The sequence below is a fragment of the Brachybacterium sp. GPGPB12 genome, assembly GCF_038396325.1.
GTDB lineage: Bacteria > Actinomycetota > Actinomycetes > Actinomycetales > Dermabacteraceae > Brachybacterium > Brachybacterium conglomeratum.
In genome coordinates this window covers 900,588-916,103 of record NZ_CP149573.1, presented here as the reverse complement: position 1 = coordinate 916,103, position 15,516 = coordinate 900,588, and the positions used below count along the sequence as shown (strand labels likewise).

12 protein-coding genes, 3 pseudogenes and 1 other annotated feature are annotated in these 15,516 nt (G+C 65.3%); of the genes and pseudogenes, 14 read left to right on the top strand and 1 reads right to left on the bottom strand.

The features are described 5' to 3' along the window. The first annotated feature begins 409 nt into the window (after nucleotides 1-409). Nucleotides 410-1,336 (top strand): IS110 family transposase, encoded by a 927-nt coding sequence (locus WKH84_RS05070; RefSeq protein ID WP_341855852.1) that lies wholly within the window; start codon nucleotides 410-412, stop codon nucleotides 1,334-1,336. On the opposite strand, the gene WKH84_RS05065 is transcribed toward WKH84_RS05070, so the two are convergent. Next, a protein-coding gene (locus WKH84_RS05065) for an IS3 family transposase (protein ID WP_341855851.1) occupies nucleotides 1,306-2,570 on the bottom strand; the annotation gives its coding sequence in 2 pieces (ribosomal slippage) (nucleotides 1,306-2,222 and nucleotides 2,222-2,570; 1,266 coding nt in all). The two genes, WKH84_RS05070 and WKH84_RS05065, sit on opposite strands and share 31 nt — an antisense overlap. Before the next feature lie 328 nt (nucleotides 2,571-2,898). Continuing rightward, nucleotides 2,899-3,019 (top strand) — a sequence feature (AL1L pseudoknot). Between WKH84_RS05065 and WKH84_RS05060 the strand changes: the two genes are divergently transcribed. From WKH84_RS05060 to WKH84_RS05000, 13 genes and pseudogenes are all read left to right on the top strand, one after another. After that, a complete protein-coding gene (locus WKH84_RS05060) occupies nucleotides 2,981-3,859 on the top strand; it encodes an IS3 family transposase (protein ID WP_341856778.1) in 879 nt (292 codons plus the stop codon). (Overlaps the previous feature by 39 nt.) Before the next feature lie 168 nt (nucleotides 3,860-4,027). Then, nucleotides 4,028-5,378: pseudogene (locus WKH84_RS05055) on the top strand (IS30 family transposase). A gap of 4 nt (nucleotides 5,379-5,382) precedes the next feature. Then, a pseudogene (locus WKH84_RS05050) lies at nucleotides 5,383-5,676 on the top strand (integrase core domain-containing protein); the annotation flags it as partial. Nucleotides 5,677-5,753: 77 nt separating this feature from the next. After that, a pseudogene (locus WKH84_RS05045) lies at nucleotides 5,754-6,921 on the top strand (IS3 family transposase). 283 nt (nucleotides 6,922-7,204) lie between these two features. Then, nucleotides 7,205-8,248, top strand: coding sequence for an MFS transporter (locus WKH84_RS05040; protein WP_341855850.1), 1,044 nt, complete (start codon nucleotides 7,205-7,207; stop codon nucleotides 8,246-8,248). A 1,309-nt stretch (nucleotides 8,249-9,557) separates the two neighbouring features. After that, on the top strand, nucleotides 9,558-10,355 hold the full coding sequence (locus tag WKH84_RS05035) for an NAD(P)-dependent oxidoreductase (protein ID WP_341855849.1): 798 nt from the start codon (nucleotides 9,558-9,560) through the stop codon (nucleotides 10,353-10,355). Further along, complete coding sequence (locus WKH84_RS05030; protein ID WP_341855848.1) at nucleotides 10,301-10,789, top strand: NAD-dependent epimerase/dehydratase family protein; 489 nt, start codon at nucleotides 10,301-10,303, stop codon at nucleotides 10,787-10,789. The genes WKH84_RS05035 and WKH84_RS05030 overlap by 55 nt, the downstream gene beginning before the upstream one ends. Then, nucleotides 10,783-11,976, top strand: a complete 1,194-nt coding sequence (locus tag WKH84_RS05025; RefSeq protein ID WP_341855847.1) for an aminotransferase class V-fold PLP-dependent enzyme — start codon at nucleotides 10,783-10,785, stop codon at nucleotides 11,974-11,976. Before WKH84_RS05030 ends, WKH84_RS05025 begins: the two co-directional genes overlap by 7 nt. After that, nucleotides 11,973-12,824 (top strand): hypothetical protein, encoded by an 852-nt coding sequence (locus WKH84_RS05020; RefSeq protein ID WP_341855846.1) that lies wholly within the window; start codon nucleotides 11,973-11,975, stop codon nucleotides 12,822-12,824. Before WKH84_RS05025 ends, WKH84_RS05020 begins: the two co-directional genes overlap by 4 nt. Next, on the top strand, nucleotides 12,821-12,946 hold the full coding sequence (locus WKH84_RS05015) for a hypothetical protein (protein ID WP_341855845.1): 126 nt from the start codon (nucleotides 12,821-12,823) through the stop codon (nucleotides 12,944-12,946). Before WKH84_RS05020 ends, WKH84_RS05015 begins: the two co-directional genes overlap by 4 nt. Continuing rightward, a complete protein-coding gene (locus WKH84_RS05010) occupies nucleotides 12,943-13,893 on the top strand; it encodes a 4-alpha-glucanotransferase (protein ID WP_341855844.1) in 951 nt (316 codons plus the stop codon). The genes WKH84_RS05015 and WKH84_RS05010 overlap by 4 nt, the downstream gene beginning before the upstream one ends. Continuing rightward, nucleotides 13,835-14,854 (top strand): 4-alpha-glucanotransferase, encoded by a 1,020-nt coding sequence (locus WKH84_RS05005; RefSeq protein WP_341855843.1) that lies wholly within the window; start codon nucleotides 13,835-13,837, stop codon nucleotides 14,852-14,854. Before WKH84_RS05010 ends, WKH84_RS05005 begins: the two co-directional genes overlap by 59 nt. Then, nucleotides 14,851-15,513, top strand: coding sequence for a transaldolase family protein (locus WKH84_RS05000; protein ID WP_341855842.1), 663 nt, complete (start codon nucleotides 14,851-14,853; stop codon nucleotides 15,511-15,513). Before WKH84_RS05005 ends, WKH84_RS05000 begins: the two co-directional genes overlap by 4 nt. Nucleotides 15,514-15,516: the final 3 nt, after the last annotated feature.

Here is a 15,516-nt window from a genome sequence, read left to right as displayed (position 1 = left end):
CGTTTCGCCGTGTGGGCGAGCGGCTCGGGATCAATCCTGAGACTCTGAGGAACTGGGTTGTGCAGGCCGAGGTTGACGAGGGGCACCGTCCCGGGACCACGACCAGCGAGTCCCAGCGCCTGGTCGAGCTGGAGAAGGAAGTGCGTGAGTCGCGCAGGGCGAACTCGATCCTGAGGTCAGCCTCGGCTTTTTTCGCGTCAGTACCAGACTGAGGGTGTCCCGGCGGGGCTGGCTCGTTTTTTCGCTGCCTTCGCGGCTTGTCCTCGATGTGCCGTCCCGCCGGGGCCCGCGGTGCTGGAGGTGGGCGTGGCCTGATAGGAGCCTGCTGGTTCGAATGCCCAACTGAGGCGTGCCCTCCCGCGTTCGGCACCGCTGCTCGAGCAGTATCCGGCCTGGGAAAGGGACTGTCATGACTGTCATCGGGATCGACGCTCACAAGGACTGGCACACGCTCGTCGCGGTGGACGAAGTGGGTCGCAGGATCAAGGAACTTACGGTCGAAGCACGTGCCACCGGGCACCGGAAAATCATGACCTGGCTGGAAGACTTCGAAGACGTCACCGTCGCAGTCGAGGACTGCCGACACCTGACACGTCGACTCGAGGCGGACCTGCTCGAGGCCGGCCACCGAGTCGTGCGCGTGCACACCAGGTTGATGGCTGGCATGAGGCGCAGCGACCGAGAACGCGGGAAATCAGATCCCATTGATGCGGAAGCCGTGGCCCGGGTAGCACTTCGCGAAGAGGGCTTGCCGACCGCTGAGTCGCCGGGCGCGTCCCGGGACATCAAGCTCCTGTCAGACCATCGCAGGACCCTGGTCGCACGGCGCACAGCGATGCAGTCCAAGGCCCGCTGGTTCCTCCACGAAATCGATCCTGAACTGGATATTCCCTCCCGTGCGCCGCGCCGATACCACCTCCTGGACGAGCTGATCGAGTACCTGGAGCCAGTCGAAGGGGCGGTCGCCGAGATCGCTCGAGACCTCCTGGTCGACATTCGCGAGCTGACCGTCAGGATCAACACGCTGGAGAGCCGTCTAAGCCGATTGGTGCGCGCCAGCCATCCCTCACTGGTCGCCGTCCCGGGCATGGGGGCCTTGGGCGCAGCGATGATCATCGGCGAGACAGCGGGAATCGCCAGGTTTCGCTCCCGCGATGCCTACGCGAGATTCAACGGCACCGCGCCGATCCCGGTCTGGTCAGGCAACAAGGTCCGGGTTCGGCTCTCGCGTGGAGGGAACCGCACGATCAACACCGCCCTGCACATGGCTGGGGCCTACCCCCGGTTCGTGGACACGGGGGTTGTTTACGCCGCGAGCGCGAGTTTATCGGTGTAGGTGCGTTCGTAGGTGTTCGGGGACTGGTAGCGGCACCAGGAGTGGCGGCGCTTGGTGTTGTAGCGGGTCAGCCAGCGGAACATCGTGCGGCGGGCGGTGAGCTCGTCGGTGAAGCACGCGGCGTCGCGGAGGACCTCGCGTTTCGCCGTCGCGTTGAAGGACTCCGCCATCGCGTTGTCGGCGCTGGAGCCGACGGCTCCCATCGACTGGGTCACGCCGAGCCGGGCGCAGAGATCGGCGTAGGCCTTCGAGGTGTAGACCGAACCGTGGTCGCTGTGGAAGATCGCTCCTGCCAGAGATCCACGGGTCGCGGCGGCGGCCTTGAGTGCATCAGCGACGAGGTCGGTTCGCATGTGGTCCGCGATCGCCCAGCCCACCAGGCGGCGGCTGTAGCAGTCGATCACCGTGGCGAGATACAGGTTCCCACCCCCGCCGGTCTCGGACAGCGGCAGGTAGGTGATGTCACCGACGTAGCGCCGGTTCGGCGCCTCGGCGGTGAAGTCCCGGCCCAGCAGGTCAGGAACGACCTGGTCGGCAGGCTCCGGCACCGTCGTGCGGTGCCGGCGCTTCTTGACGAACCCGGCGAGGCCAGCGGTCCGCATCACGCGGGCGACCCGCTTGTGGTTCACGCGGTCCTCGAGTGCGGCACCGTCGTTGAGCTCGGCCGTGATCCGTGGGACACCCTGAGCGTCGTCCTTGGCGTGGATGATGCGGATCCGCTCCAGCGACTCCGCATCGTGGGCGGCTCTCTCGGCCCGTGCCGGGGCGCCTGCCTGCCAGGCGTAGTAGGAGGAACGCTCGATCTCGACGAGCTCGCACAGTCGCTTCACCGGGTAGGTGGCGTGGTGGTCGGCGACGAACTGGAAGCGACTCACCAGCGCGTCTCCCCAGCGAAATACTTAGCGGCTTTCTGGAGGATCTCCCGCTCCGTGGTGAGCTTCGTCGTCTCCGCTCTCAACTGGGCGTTCTCTGCTTCCAGGCGAGCGACGCGTTGCTCGAGCGGCTCATTGGGATCGGCCGTGCTGGGCGTCGGCGCGGACCGCAACGGACTGTCGGTCAGCGTGCCGTCAGCCGCGGTCTTCTTCCCACTCCCGTGGGTCTCGAGCCACTGTCGCAGCGTGCCTCGGACGATCCCGAGGTCCTCCGCGATACCGCGGAGCGTCGCTCCCGGTGTCGACTCGTACAGGTCAACCGCCTGCTGGCGAAACTCTTCGGAGTAGTTCTTCCTGGCCATGGTTCATGATCTCGCTTCCCCAGCAGATGCTGGAATCAGCGTGTCCACGAACAAGGGTCAGGCCCCGCCGCCCTCACCCAGGTCCGGATGGGCGCAGAAGGTGCCGCCTACTACGACAAGCTCATCACCGCCGGCAAGACTCGCAAAGAGGCGCCGCGGGTCGCTACGACGTCGACTCTCGGACCGCGTCTATCTTTGCGCAGAGAGCGGACGTGGCCCCTGCCGTGCAGGCGCCTGGGAGCGATGCCCCATTGGCACCGCCGGCGATCGGGGATCCCGCGTCTTCGATGACGCTTATGGCCGCCTGAGCGATCAAACTTGACATAGGAGCATCGCGGAGCTCGACCGCCCACAGCGTTGATCGTGGAGTACATCGACCAGTACAGGCATGAGTTCGGCGTCGAGCCGATCTGTCGAACGCTGACCGCGCGGGCACGCAGATCGCGCCGAGCACGTACTACGCGTTCAAGACCCGCCCACCCTCGAAGCGAGCACTACGCGACGAGGAACTGCTGGTCGAGATCCACCGCGTCCATGCGGCGAACTTCGGCGTCTACGGGGCGAAGAAGGTCCACGCCCAGCCGCGCCGCGAGGGCGTCGTCATCGCGCGTTGCACGGTCGAGCGGCTCATGCGCGGCGCGGGGTTGCGAGGGGTCAGCCGGGCCAAGGGCCCGCGCACCACGATCTCCGGTCGTGGCCCGGATAATCGTCCTGACCTGGTCGAACGTGACTTCACCGCGACCGCTCCGAACCAGTTGTGGGTCGCGGACATCACCTACTGCCGCACCTTCGCCGGCTGGGTGTATGCCGCGTTCGTCATCGATGTGTTCTCCCGCCGCGTGGTCGGCTGGCGGCTGTCGAAGTCGCTGCGGACGGACCTCGCGTTGGACGCGCTCGAGATGGGCATCTGGACCCGCGATCACGCAGGCCAGGCCGTCTCCGGGCTCACGCACCACAGCGATAAGGGCGTTCAGTACGTCGCCATCCGCTACACCGAGCGTCTTGCTGAGGCCGGCGCGGCCGCCTCGGTCGGCTCCACCGGCGACTCGTATGACAATGCCCTGGCCGAGGCCTTCAACTCGCTGTTCAAGGCTGAACTGGTCCGCAACCGCGGGCCCTGGAAGAACATCGACGACCTCGAGATCGCGACCGCGGAATACATCGACTGGTTCAATCACCGGCGACTTCACGGCGAGATCGGAATGATCCCGCCCGTCGAGCTCGAGGACACCTACCATCACAACCACCCCGCACCGGCACCCGCCGACGCGGCACTTGCGAGCCTCTAACAAACCCCGGGCGATTCATCCCGCCGCGGTGACGTCGCTGGTCGCATCGTGCATTCGGACCGAGGGTCGCAGGGTGGATTCAACTGGTGGACGCAACACCTCAGGTCGAGGAGGGTGTTGATGGGACGACCAGCTGGATGGCTGAAGGAACTCACGGGCCGGTCGGCGATGATCTCGCCAGGCGCCCCGAAGACGCGCCGCGAGCATCGAACGCAGGTTCTGGAAAGAGATAGCGACGGGACGCTCCTCGGAGGACGCGACCGGGAAGGTGGGCGTGTCTGCGACCGTCGGGGCACGCTGGTTCCGACAAGGTGGCGGCATGAGGACGATCGAACTCACCGAGCCTGGCGGACGTTATCTGTCGTTTCCTGAGCGGGAGGAGATCGCTGTCCTGCACGCTCAGCAGGTGGGCGTGCGCGAGATCGCGCGCAGGATCAACCGCGACCCGGCCACGATCTCGCGCGAGCTGCGTCGAAACGCCGCTACCCGCGGCGGGAAGCTGGAGTACCGGGCCTCGGTCGCGCAGTGGAAGGCGGAGCTGATGGCGCGGAGGCCGAAGACCGCGAAGCTGGTCGCGAACCCGAAACTACGGAACTACGTCCAGGACCGGCTCAGCGGCGATGTGTGCCATCCAGATGGGTCGATCGTGGCCGGGCCGGACGTACCGGCGTGGAAGGGCAGGTCGAAGCCACGCCGGGCCGACCGGCGGTGGGTCACGGCGTGGAGTCCGGAGCAGATCTCACACCGGCTTGAGATCGACTACCCCGAGGATGAGTCCATGCGTATCAGTCACGAGGCGATCTACCAGTCCCTGTTCATCGAGGGCCGGGGCGCGCTCAAGCGAGAACTGGTCGCCTGCCTGCGCACCGGCCGATCTCTGCGGGCGCCCCGAGCCCGGTCGAAGAACAAGCCTCAAGGGCACGTGACCGAGGATGTGGTCCTCAGTGAACGCCCCGCCGAAGCCGCTGACCGCGCCGTGCCAGGACACTGGGAAGGTGACCTGATCATCGGCACGAACCGGTCCGCGATCGGTACCGTCATTGAGCGCAAGAGCCGAGCCACGTTGCTGGTGCACCTGCCTCGGCTGGACGGCTACGGGCAGACACCGCGGGTCAAGAACGGTCCCGCCCTGGCCGGCTACGGCGCTGTGGCGATGAACGCTGCTTTGACTGCCTCGATGACGACCCTGCCGCGGCAGTTGCGCAAGACGCTGACCTGGGACCGCGGCAAGGAGCTGTCTGGGCATGCGCAGTTCACTGTGGAGACGGGCACGAAGGTGTTCTTCGCCGATCCCCACTCGCCGTGGCAGAGGCCCACGAACGAGAACACGAACGGGTCGCTACGTCAGTACTTCCCGAAGGGTACCGATCTCTCACGCTGGACTGTGCAGGACCTCGAAGCGGTCGCGCTGGCAGTCAACAATCGTCCCCGGAAGGTCCTCGGCTGGAAGTCTCCAGCTGAGGTGTTCGCCGAGCAGCTACAGTCACTCGAGCAAGAGGGTGTTGCATCCACCGATTGAATCCACCCAGTTTCGGTCGCGGAAGTTCGTGCACGCTCTGAACCGTCAACACCTCATCGGCTCCATGGGGCAAGTCGGTGCCGCCGGGGACAACGCGGCGATGGAGTCCTTCTTCTCGCTGCTCCAGAAGAACGTTCTGGACCGCAAGCGCTGGCGGACCCGAGACGAGCTCCGGATCGCGATCATCACCTGGATCGAGCGGACCTATCACCGCCGCCGCCGACAGGCCCGTCTGGGTCGATTGACCCCCATCGAATACGAGACAATCATGAACCCGGCCGTGAGCCTCGCGGCCTGACACCCCAACTGACCTGACCTATGGCTCGGTTTCCAGTTGACGTCGCTAGTCGATGGTCTTCATGGAAGGCTCTTCGCATGCCCCGCCCGTACCCTCCCGAGTTCCGTGCCCGTGCCATCGCTCTGGTCCGCGAGGGCCGCCAGGTCAAGCAGACCGCGCTGGACCTGGGCATCCACGAGGTCACCCTCCACAACTGGCTGCGACAGGACGATATCGACCACGGCCGCCGGCCGGGACGAAGCAGTCAGGAATCTGCCGAGCTCCGCGCGGCGCGCGGCCGTGTCCGGCGGCTCGAGCAGGAGATCGCGATCCTCCGCCGGGCCGCGACGTGGCTCGACGAGGAGGGAGGAGTCGCCCCAAAAGGGCGCACCCGGTGATCGACCGACTCGTCGACGCTGGGGCACCCACAAGCATCTCTTTGCCGCCTACTGGGCGTTTCCCGTCAGGGCTACTACCGGTACCGAAAGCGCCCGACCAGTGCCACTGAGTCGCGCCGCCGCTGGCTGACCGGCCTGATCCGGGAGATCCACGTCGCCTCTCGCGGCACCTACGGCTACCGCCGCATCCACGCCGAGCTCACCATCGGAATGAACATTCCGTGTTCCAGCCGGCTCATCTCCGTCCTCATGACTCGCGCCGGAATCGGTGGCCTTCCAGGCCCAGCCAGAATCAAGCGACTCAAGGGGGTCGCCACAGCTGACGACCTGGTCAACCGCAAGTTCCACCGTCTCGCGCTGAACGAGCTGTGGGTCACGGACATCACCGAGCATCCCACCCGGGAGGGCAAGATCTACTGCGCCGCCGTGCTGGATGCTTGTAGCCGCAAGATCATCGGCTGGGCCATCGACTCCAAACAAGACTCCACCCTGGTCGTGAACGCCTTGGACATGGCAATCCGTGCACGTCAGCCAGAGCCCGGAGGGATCGTGCACGCGGATCACGGAGTCCAGTTCACCTCCTGGGTCTTCACCCAGAAGATCCGTTCAGCGGGACTGCTTGCCATCATTCGGGACCGTCGGCGATGGCCTCGACAATGCGATGATGGAGTCGTTCTGGTCGACGATGCAGATCGAGTCGCTGAACCGGAAGAAGTGGAAGACGCGCATCGAGCTCGCGAACGCGATCTTCGAGTACATCGAAGTGTTCTACAACCGTCGTCGCCGGCACTCCTCCCTCGAGTACGCGACACCCCACGACTACGACCTCGCCCGCACCCCGCGGGCACTCACCACCACCGGAAGCTAGCGACCAAGAGTGGAAACCTAACCGTAGGGCAGGTCAAACTGTCACCTGTTCGTGCGGCAGTCCCGAGCCAAGCCGTGCGGTCGCACCCCCAACTTGGAGTTGGCATGGAGATGCTGATGGTCTGGTGCAACCGCTACGGCCTCGCGGGCCGGTAGGGTACGTCGAGATAACTTTCCGGGCTTGGACGGCGAAGAGGAAACGATGTGACTGCTTGGCGGGACGTACCTAACGGCGGCCCTGTGACTGGCTGGGAGACAGCGCCTGCGTCGGCGGCAGGCCGCTGGTGCTGACTCACTCATCGCCTGACTTCCGTCGACTGTTGGCCATCTCTTTCGCCAGTAGCTTCGGCGAGTGGATGAGTCTGATGGCACTCAGTTATATCGTCTTCATCGCCTCAGGCCTGACCACCCTCGGCATCCTGATGTCGGTACCGGTGATAGCAGGCACGGCTCTGTCACCGTGGGTCGGCGCCTGGGTCGACCGACGAAACGCCCGCCGTGTTGTGCTCTTGACCACCATCGCTCTCGCCGTCGTCACCGCCGCGCTGCAGTGGTACCAGCCGCTCGCCTACGTTCTGCTTCTGACGGTCCGGCAGGTCCTCGGGGGCCTCATGTACACCGCACAGGGCCGTTTGGTTCCGGCGGTGGTCCCCTCGGCAGAGCTCGAACGGGGAGCTGGACTGTTGAATGGCGCCGACCGGATCGGCGCCGGGCTAGGGCTCGCCGTCGGTCCGGTCTTGGCGGCCCAACTGGGTCCGACAGTCTTCCTCGTCAACAGTGCCACCCTCCTTCTCGCCTCGGCGCTGTTCTGGGGCCTGCGTGCGGACGTCGCGCCGGCGCCCACCGGGAAACACGGACATGCCGTGCGTGACGCCCTGCCGTGGCTTCGCTCAAACGCCATTGTTCTCGCCCTCTACTGTCTCGGCTCGGTTCTGTGGGGGCTGAGGGACATCGGCACCCTGCCGGTCGTTGAGCAACGCCTCGGTCTCGATATCGCGACCTGGTCGGGAGCGTTCGCGGCCATCGCTTTGGTCGGAGAGGTACTCGGTGCCGCCGTCCTCGCCTGGCGCAACCCCGACGTCCGGACTCGCGGGCTACTGATCGTCGGCGGACTAGTGGTCGCACTGGCCCTGACGATCATGCTCCCCGCCCTGGTAGTGTGGCTCCCGCTTGTCGTAGCGGTCAAAGTCGTCGAGGGTCTCGCATCCAACCTCCTCGGCTCCGTGGCTACGATCGTGTTGATCTTTCAGGCACCCGAGGGGCGCGCGGCAGGGTCGCCGGAGTGTTGTTTTCACTTACCATGTCGGTACTCGCCGTGTCGAAGCTAGTGTCCGGGTACGCGATCGATCAGTGGGGTGTCGTTCCAGTCTACGTTGGGGCGCTCGTGGTCACAGTCATTGTTGTCTTCGCTCTCTCGGCCGCCGGGTACGGGAAGTCGAAGCGGCTCGGACGGTCTCGCCCATCCGAGTCCTGGAGCGGGGGACCGAATGGGCAACAGAGAGGAAGAATTAAGTGGTAGCGGCCAAGACCGACCAGCCGTGGCATAAGGTGTTCGAGAAGATCGAGCGGTTGCTCTACAACAAGCACACAGTCATGCCAGAAGCCCCCTCGACCAACGAGGCCAAGACTTGTCCGAGCGTCGTGCACTCGCTACATGAAAGTTCACCCGGCATCCAAGTCAAGTGCACTTCTCCAGTTGATCCCTCTCCCGTTGTGAGGCCTCCCGACAAGGCGCGACCATCCCAGGGGGTTTTCCTGCAGCGACCGTACTCGACGTGGCCTATGAGCTGGACAGTTAGGGCACGATGACGACAAACACCGTTCACCATCGCCCCGGGCCGATAGCGTCGTCGGTTGCTGCACGTTCCTACGCCGGCAAGAGTGTGTTGCTGACCGGTGGCAACGGCTTCATCGGCGCGAACCTCGCAGCAACGCTGTTGTCGGCTGGTGCGAGCGTCACTGTAGCCGACCTAGATTGCACACCGAGCCGGGCCTCCGCGCTCAGTTGCCAAGGTCTGCTGGATCACCCAAAACTGCGGATGGTCGAGCTTGACGTCCTCGATGCCAACGAGTCGCGCGCTGAGATGGTTCGCACGCGCCACGATGTGATCGTGCATTTGGTCGCGTACTCAGTGATCGAGCGGTCCGCAATGCAACCGCACGAGGCGATCCGAACCAACGCGATGGGGGTGGTGACGCCGCTCAGCACCTTGCTGGAAGACGATGTCCCTGTGCCCGATTCGATTGTGACGATCTCAACCGACAAGGTCTACGGCGAGTCGGGGGATGAGCCAACGGACGAAGGCGCACCCCTGGGAGGGCGTGGAGTCTACGAAGCTGGTAAGGCCGCAGGCGATATTCTCGCCCGCGCCTTCCACGCCACGCGCGGGCTTCCTGTCACCGTCCTGCGGCCGTGCAATGTCTACGGGCCGCATGACTACGGTGGCTCGCGCCTGATACCAAGGGCCCTGAGCGCTCTTTACGCGCACGACGAGCCGATCCCGCCGCGACTGTACGCGGACTCGGTGCAACATAGTCGCGATTTTCTATACATCGGAGACGTCATCGAGATGGTGCTAGCGGCAGGGGCGTCGTCAGCGGCCGCTGGCGAGGTGTTCAATCTGGCGGGCGAGTTTAATGCGGCCCCGGCGGAGATTCTCGACCTATTGGTCCAGTGTGCGGCGGAGTGGGAGTCCGGCTTCGACAGAACCCGCGCCCAACGCATCCGTGACAACGGCGTGGTGGTCGCGCCGTCCTCGCCGCCGCCCGGCACGCTCGCAATCTCGACGCGCGCATCGACGGCAGGAAGCTGTCCCGGAATCTGGGGGTCGTCCCCGTCGTCGGCATCGAAGAGGGTTTGCGTCGAACAGTTGCCGTATACCGCGACCACTACCGGGTGGGTCGCGGATGAGCGGCGCATGGTCCGGACTACGTTGTTTGGTGACGGGCGGGGCGGGGTTCGGTGGTCGTCGCTTGGTCGACGAGCTCATCAGCAAGGGCGCCGACGTTACGGTCCTCGACCGTCGTCCCGGCACTCGTGCTCGTCCGGAAGTCGACTACGTCGTTGGGGACGTCCGCGACGACGCGCTGGTGCGCACGCTGCTGCGGACGCGGCGCGTCGACGCCGTGTTCCACCTCGCTGCCGAGGCCTTAGTGCCTTATAGCGTGGCGCACCCGGCTGAGGTCTTGGACGTGAACGCGCGCGGTACATACGTGATGCTCGAAGCGTGGCGTCAGGAGCGCCCGGACGCCCGGTTCGTCCTTGCCTCCAGCGGTGCGTACTACGGCGATACCACCTCGTCGGAGCCACTTCCCGAGTCCGCCAGCCCGCTACCCGCGCCAATCTGTACGCCTCATCCAAGGCCGCCGCCGACCTCGCGGTGCAGGGGTACGCCGCGACCTATGGTCTCCGTGCGACCGTGTGTCGCTTCATGAACACCTACGGCCCTGGTGATACGCACCGCTCGCGCCTAGTCCCGAGGGCGCTCGCTCTGCTTGCCAGCGCAGGGCCCTTTGATTTTGGAAACCGGGACGATGGAACGAGTGCTCTGGACTTCCTCTACATCGACGACATGGTGAGCGGATACCTCGCCGTCACCGAACACCTCGAGCACGGTGACAGTGGGGTGTTCAATTTCGGCTCGGGGCGGTGTGTCCCGATCGCGGAGGTGGCCACCCGGGCGAGCGTAGTCTGGGACGGCCTGCCGCGGGTGCCGGTGTTCTCCGGTGCTCGGCGGGCGACACCCCGGCGCAAGTGGCTAGACATCTGCAAGGCACGAGACCTCCTCGGGTGGGAGCCAAGAACCGACCTCGATACGGGGCTTGCCACTACAGTTCGCTGGTTCCGTGAGGCCGAGCACGGATGTTGACGGTCGAATCGGTCCTTGCCGATGACGCTCTGCGCCATAGAGCGTTCCCCGTCACCCGCGAGCTGGCGTATCTTGCACACGCGGCAGTGGCACCGTTGCCTGCTGTGACGGTCGATGCGATTACCGGCCTCGCCCAGCGCGCCGGTTCGCGCGGTCAGTTCGAGTACCTGTTGGGGGACGCCGAATTGCAGGTGCGAGGCCAGACCGCGGCCATGCTGGCGGTGTCGGCTGACGAGGTCGCCCTTGTGCCGTCCACTTCGGCCGGACTGTCAATGGTTGCGGCAGGGCTGGAGTGGCGACAGGGCGACAATGTCGTGGTTGAGGCTGGCGACTTCCCGTCCAACACCTACGCGTGGCGGTCACTTCGCCGCCTCGGCGTGCAAGTTCGGGAAGTCGAAGTCGGCCCTGTCCCTCTTAGCCGCATGCACCTGCGGCCACACGTCGACGAACGGACTCGGCTTGTTGCGCTCAGTAGCACCCACTATCTATCTGGCCGGCCCGTCGACGACCTGTGCGGCATCGGCAGGTGGCTACGCGGCATTGGCATCTTGCTGTGCGTCGACGCGATCCAGACTCTCGGGGCGCAACCGCTGTGTGGTCGCCACATCGACTTCACTGTGGCGGATGGCCACAAGTGGCTCCTGGCGCCAAAAGGGATGGGAGTGCTATCGGTGCGCCGCGAGCTGTTCCCCATACTGCGTCCGGCAGTCCCAGGATGGCGGTCCGTGGAAGATCATCGCACTCTTCGCGTCCAAGAGACCCTCGCCAGTACCGCCCGCCGCTACGAATCGGGTAGCCTGAACGAGATGGGGCTGGTCGGGCTGGCGGCCTCCCTGGGACTACTCGCTCAGGTCGGTCAGCACTATGTGACAGAACGGTTGCGGGCCGCTAGGCTACGGCTAGTGGACGGACTGCGCGCGCTCGATATACCGGTACTGGGTACCCCGGAGCTCCGCGACTGGGGCGCTATAGTCAGCTTTCACATACCGGGCACGCATGGTGGCGAGGTCGCGCGAGAGCTTCAGCGGGCCGGGGTCGTCGTATCCGTTCGGCACGACGCCTCGGGTGCAGAACTCATCCGGGCCGCGCCGCACTTCTACACCACGGACGATGACATCGACCGGCTTCTCGACGCCCTTTCGGGGCACTCGAAGTGTAAGTCGCGGCACGAAGGGACGAAGCAATGATCATGTTGGACGACGGGAGACTTCCTGCCGCCCACGTCAACTGGACCGCACCCGCCGCCGCAGGTCGCATCCGGTCCGGGGCTGAGGTCGACGTACACCGTCTCCTACCGCCCTTTGAGGTGGTCACCATGTTGCACTCAGCGCGGGCATGGGAACGTCACCACGGCCCGGTCGACCTTTACACCGACCAGGACGGGTACCGGTGGCTTACGCACTGGGGTCTCGACGACCTGTACCGCGCCATCGACGTCGATGTACTGGCCAGCGTCGACCATCAACTTTACGACCCCTCCACGTACTACACCCTTGGCAAAGTGTTTGCGCTGGTCGCGTCTAGTACCGCACTGACCTGGCTCGATACTGATCTCTACCTGCACCGCCCCATCGAGAACCTCGGTGGCGAGGCCTTCGTGGTAGCCCACCGCGAAGCCGTTGGCAACGTTGTCTACCCCGCTCGGGACCGGTCGCCCGACCCAAACGGAATCGTTGAGGACGGGTGGGACTTCGGGACGTCAGCCGCCAACACGGCGCTGGCCTACTTCGGCTCCGAGGCACACAGAGACGCGTTCGTGCACAGCTCTCTGGCGTTCGCCGCGGGGAACCATGCGCCTATCGAAGGGTATGACCCCCGGCCGGCCTTCGCGGAGCGCGCGTCTCAGTGTTTGAGGCGGCTTCGCTCGGTGTCCCGGTACGCCGCGTCGTCGACACCGTCTGGGACCCTGCGGCCCGCGAGTGGGATCCGGTGCCTACGGACGCCGCCTTCCATCACACCTGGCGGGAGAAAAAGCGTTTGGCCAGAAATCCTGTGGCCGCTCGCGCATACTTGCGCCAGGAGATCATCTGCTTGATCAGTCGTTTCCCTGACGAGGCCGACCGGATATCCCGGCTCGCTGAGCGCGGTGTTTTCGACTCGATCTGCGACGCGACCGACGTGTACTCGTGGGTGGACCAGGCAGGAGCGCTGCAGTGACGAGCTGTCCGAACCCGATCGAGGTGGCGACCTCGTGGGGTGTATTAGTCGAGCACGTCGACGGTCTGCGCCGGGTGCGCCAGCTCGATCCCGTCGTCGCCGCCGATCTTGTGCGCTACCTAGGCGGCGATCCTGAAGAGGCCCGTCAAGACGTTGCCGCACCGATGCTCACGGTTCGCGGCGACGAACTGGTCGCCTTCTCTGACAACGGCGAACTCGTTTTGGCCAACGGTCAGATGGTGGCGGTCTCCCCGGACGTGCCGACCTCCGTGCCAGTCGGTTACCACAGATTTTATCCGACCGGATCCACGGCACCTATGACCGTAGTCGGCGACCCTGCGGTCGCCGCACCCGCCCCAAGCCGCGGTTGGGGACTTAGCGTGCAACCCTACGCCCTGCGCTCCAGCCAGGACTGGGGAATAGGCGACCTGGGCACGGTACGCGATCTCGCGCGGTGGGCGGCGCGCGAGGGGGCGACAACGCTGTCGCTCGGCCCGATGCTCGCCGCCGCACCGACCACACCCCGCGAGCCGAGCCCGTATTACCCGGCCACACGCCTTTTCCTGGACCCGCTCTATCTGTCCATGCAGGACGTCCGCGCGCCGGACGGCACGCCTGTTGCAGTGTCCCGGCCGGCAGGACTCAGTGACTCCGCTGAAGCGCCGATCGACCGCGACGCGGTGCATGCCGCCAAGTACTCCACGCTGAGGGCGCTTTGGTCAAGCCTTGACGGCAGTCCGGATCTCTTGCTGCAGGACTTTCTTGCCGCTAGTGCGCTCCCTGTGCGACTCTTCGCCACCTGGTGCGTCCTTGCCGATAAGCTCGGGGGCGATTGGCGACAGTGGCCAACGGAACTCCAAGACCCAGGTTCGACGCAGGTCGAAGCCTTTGCAGAGCGACACGCCCACGATGTCAGTTTCCATGTCTGGTCAGCAGTGGATGTGTGAACAGCAGATGGCGAGGATTGCTGGCGAAATCGACGTCATTAACGACCTCCCGGTCGGCTTCGACCCAGGTGGCTTCGATGGCTGGTTGTGGCAGGAGGCACTAGTCCCGCAGGTGCGCATCGGTGCTCCACCTGACGGATTCGCGCCCGATGGCCACGGCTGGGACAGCGCGCCCTTCTCGCCGATGGCCTTGGAGCGACTGCGGTTCGCGCCGTTGGTGGCAGTCTGGAGGGCGAACATGGCTCGCGGCGCCGGCCTACACCTAGACCATGCGATGCACCTCGCCAGACTGTACTGGGTGCCGTGGGACAGGACGCCGGCCGAAGGGGCGTATGTCGAGTACCCTTTCCGGGAGATCCTCGACCTATTGGTGCTGGAAAGTGTGGCGAATGACTGTTACGTGGTTACGGAGGACCTCGGAAACGTACCCACCGATTTTCGACAGCAAATTGGGGACCGCGGCCTTCTTCGCACAATTATTTTGTGGTTTGTCAAGCTTCCCCCTAACAAGTGGCCCGAAGCCGCAGTTGCCTGCGTCTCAAACCACGACCATCCGCCGGTGGCGGCAGTTTGGACCGACCACGATGCTGGAGCAAGGTTGATCGACGTCGACCCGCAGAGTGAGGAGGCGTTTGCCCGGCTGTCGCACCATCAGCGCCTCGTCGCCCTAGGTGAGGGTACGCCGGTCGATGCCGACCTGCTCACCGCGCTCCGTCGGACTCACGAGGGCCTAGGGCGAAGCGGAGCCGGTCTCGTGCTAAGCCAGGTGCTCGACCTGATGCTCGGGACTCAGCGGGTGAATTCTCCCACCGGAGATCGGTCGCAGAGCTGGCGCACGTCCCTGCCAATGTTGCTTGATGATCTGGTGGAGGATGCGGTGGCCCGTGAGCTGTGTAGCGTGCTAGCCGCCGCGCGCAATAAGGACCGACCCGACTACGAACCCACGGGAGTACAACCATGACGAAGGTCTTCATCGACAGCGCTGACGTGGAGGAGTGCGCACGCTGGTTTGCCACTGGCCTCGTCGTGGGAGCCACCACTAATTCCACGCTAGTACGCGGCGCCGGTGCGCCGAGCCTGCGCAACCTCGCGGGCCAGTTACTGGCACTCGATCCCAATGAGTCGCATCTGCAGGTGCTGTCGGAAGACCCGGCGGAGGCGTTCGATCAGGCAAAGACGCTGGGCGCGCGGGACGACAGGGTGCGGGTGAAGATCCCACTGCTAACTGGCTCTGGTGAGCTCCGGACGTCGCTCATCAGTCGCTGCGCGCAGAACGGCATCAAGGTCAACGTCACTGCGTGCACTACTCCAGGGCAGGCGATGGCGGCTGTGGGCCTTGGTGTGAGCCACGTCAGCCTGCTGTGGTGCCGAATGCGTGACGCCGGCATCAACCCAGCCCGGGCTCTCGAGCAGGTCACTGCCCACCGTGACCGCAGTGGTTTGTCGGCCAGGACCGTGATCGGTAGCATCCGCGAACCAGCGGACGTCTCGGACGCACTCGCCGCCGGGGCCGACGTTGTCACCGTGCCACCACCAGTTCTGCGGGCGTGGCTCGCCCCGGACCCGAGCCGCCTGCTTGCCGAGCAGTTCAGCGCCGACTCTGCCTACCTCACACTGTGAGCG

Coding starts and splice junctions, on each gene's coding strand:
- WKH84_RS05070 (WP_341855852.1), top strand. CDS start 410: ATGACTGTCATCGGGATCGACGCTCACAAGGACTGGCACACGCTCGTC.
- WKH84_RS05035 (WP_341855849.1), top strand. CDS start 9,558: ATGCGGCCCCGGCGGAGATTCTCGACCTATTGGTCCAGTGTGCGGCGG.
- WKH84_RS05025 (WP_341855847.1), top strand. CDS start 10,783: ATGTTGACGGTCGAATCGGTCCTTGCCGATGACGCTCTGCGCCATAGA.
- WKH84_RS05020 (WP_341855846.1), top strand. CDS start 11,973: ATGATCATGTTGGACGACGGGAGACTTCCTGCCGCCCACGTCAACTGG.
- WKH84_RS05000 (WP_341855842.1), top strand. CDS start 14,851: ATGACGAAGGTCTTCATCGACAGCGCTGACGTGGAGGAGTGCGCACGC.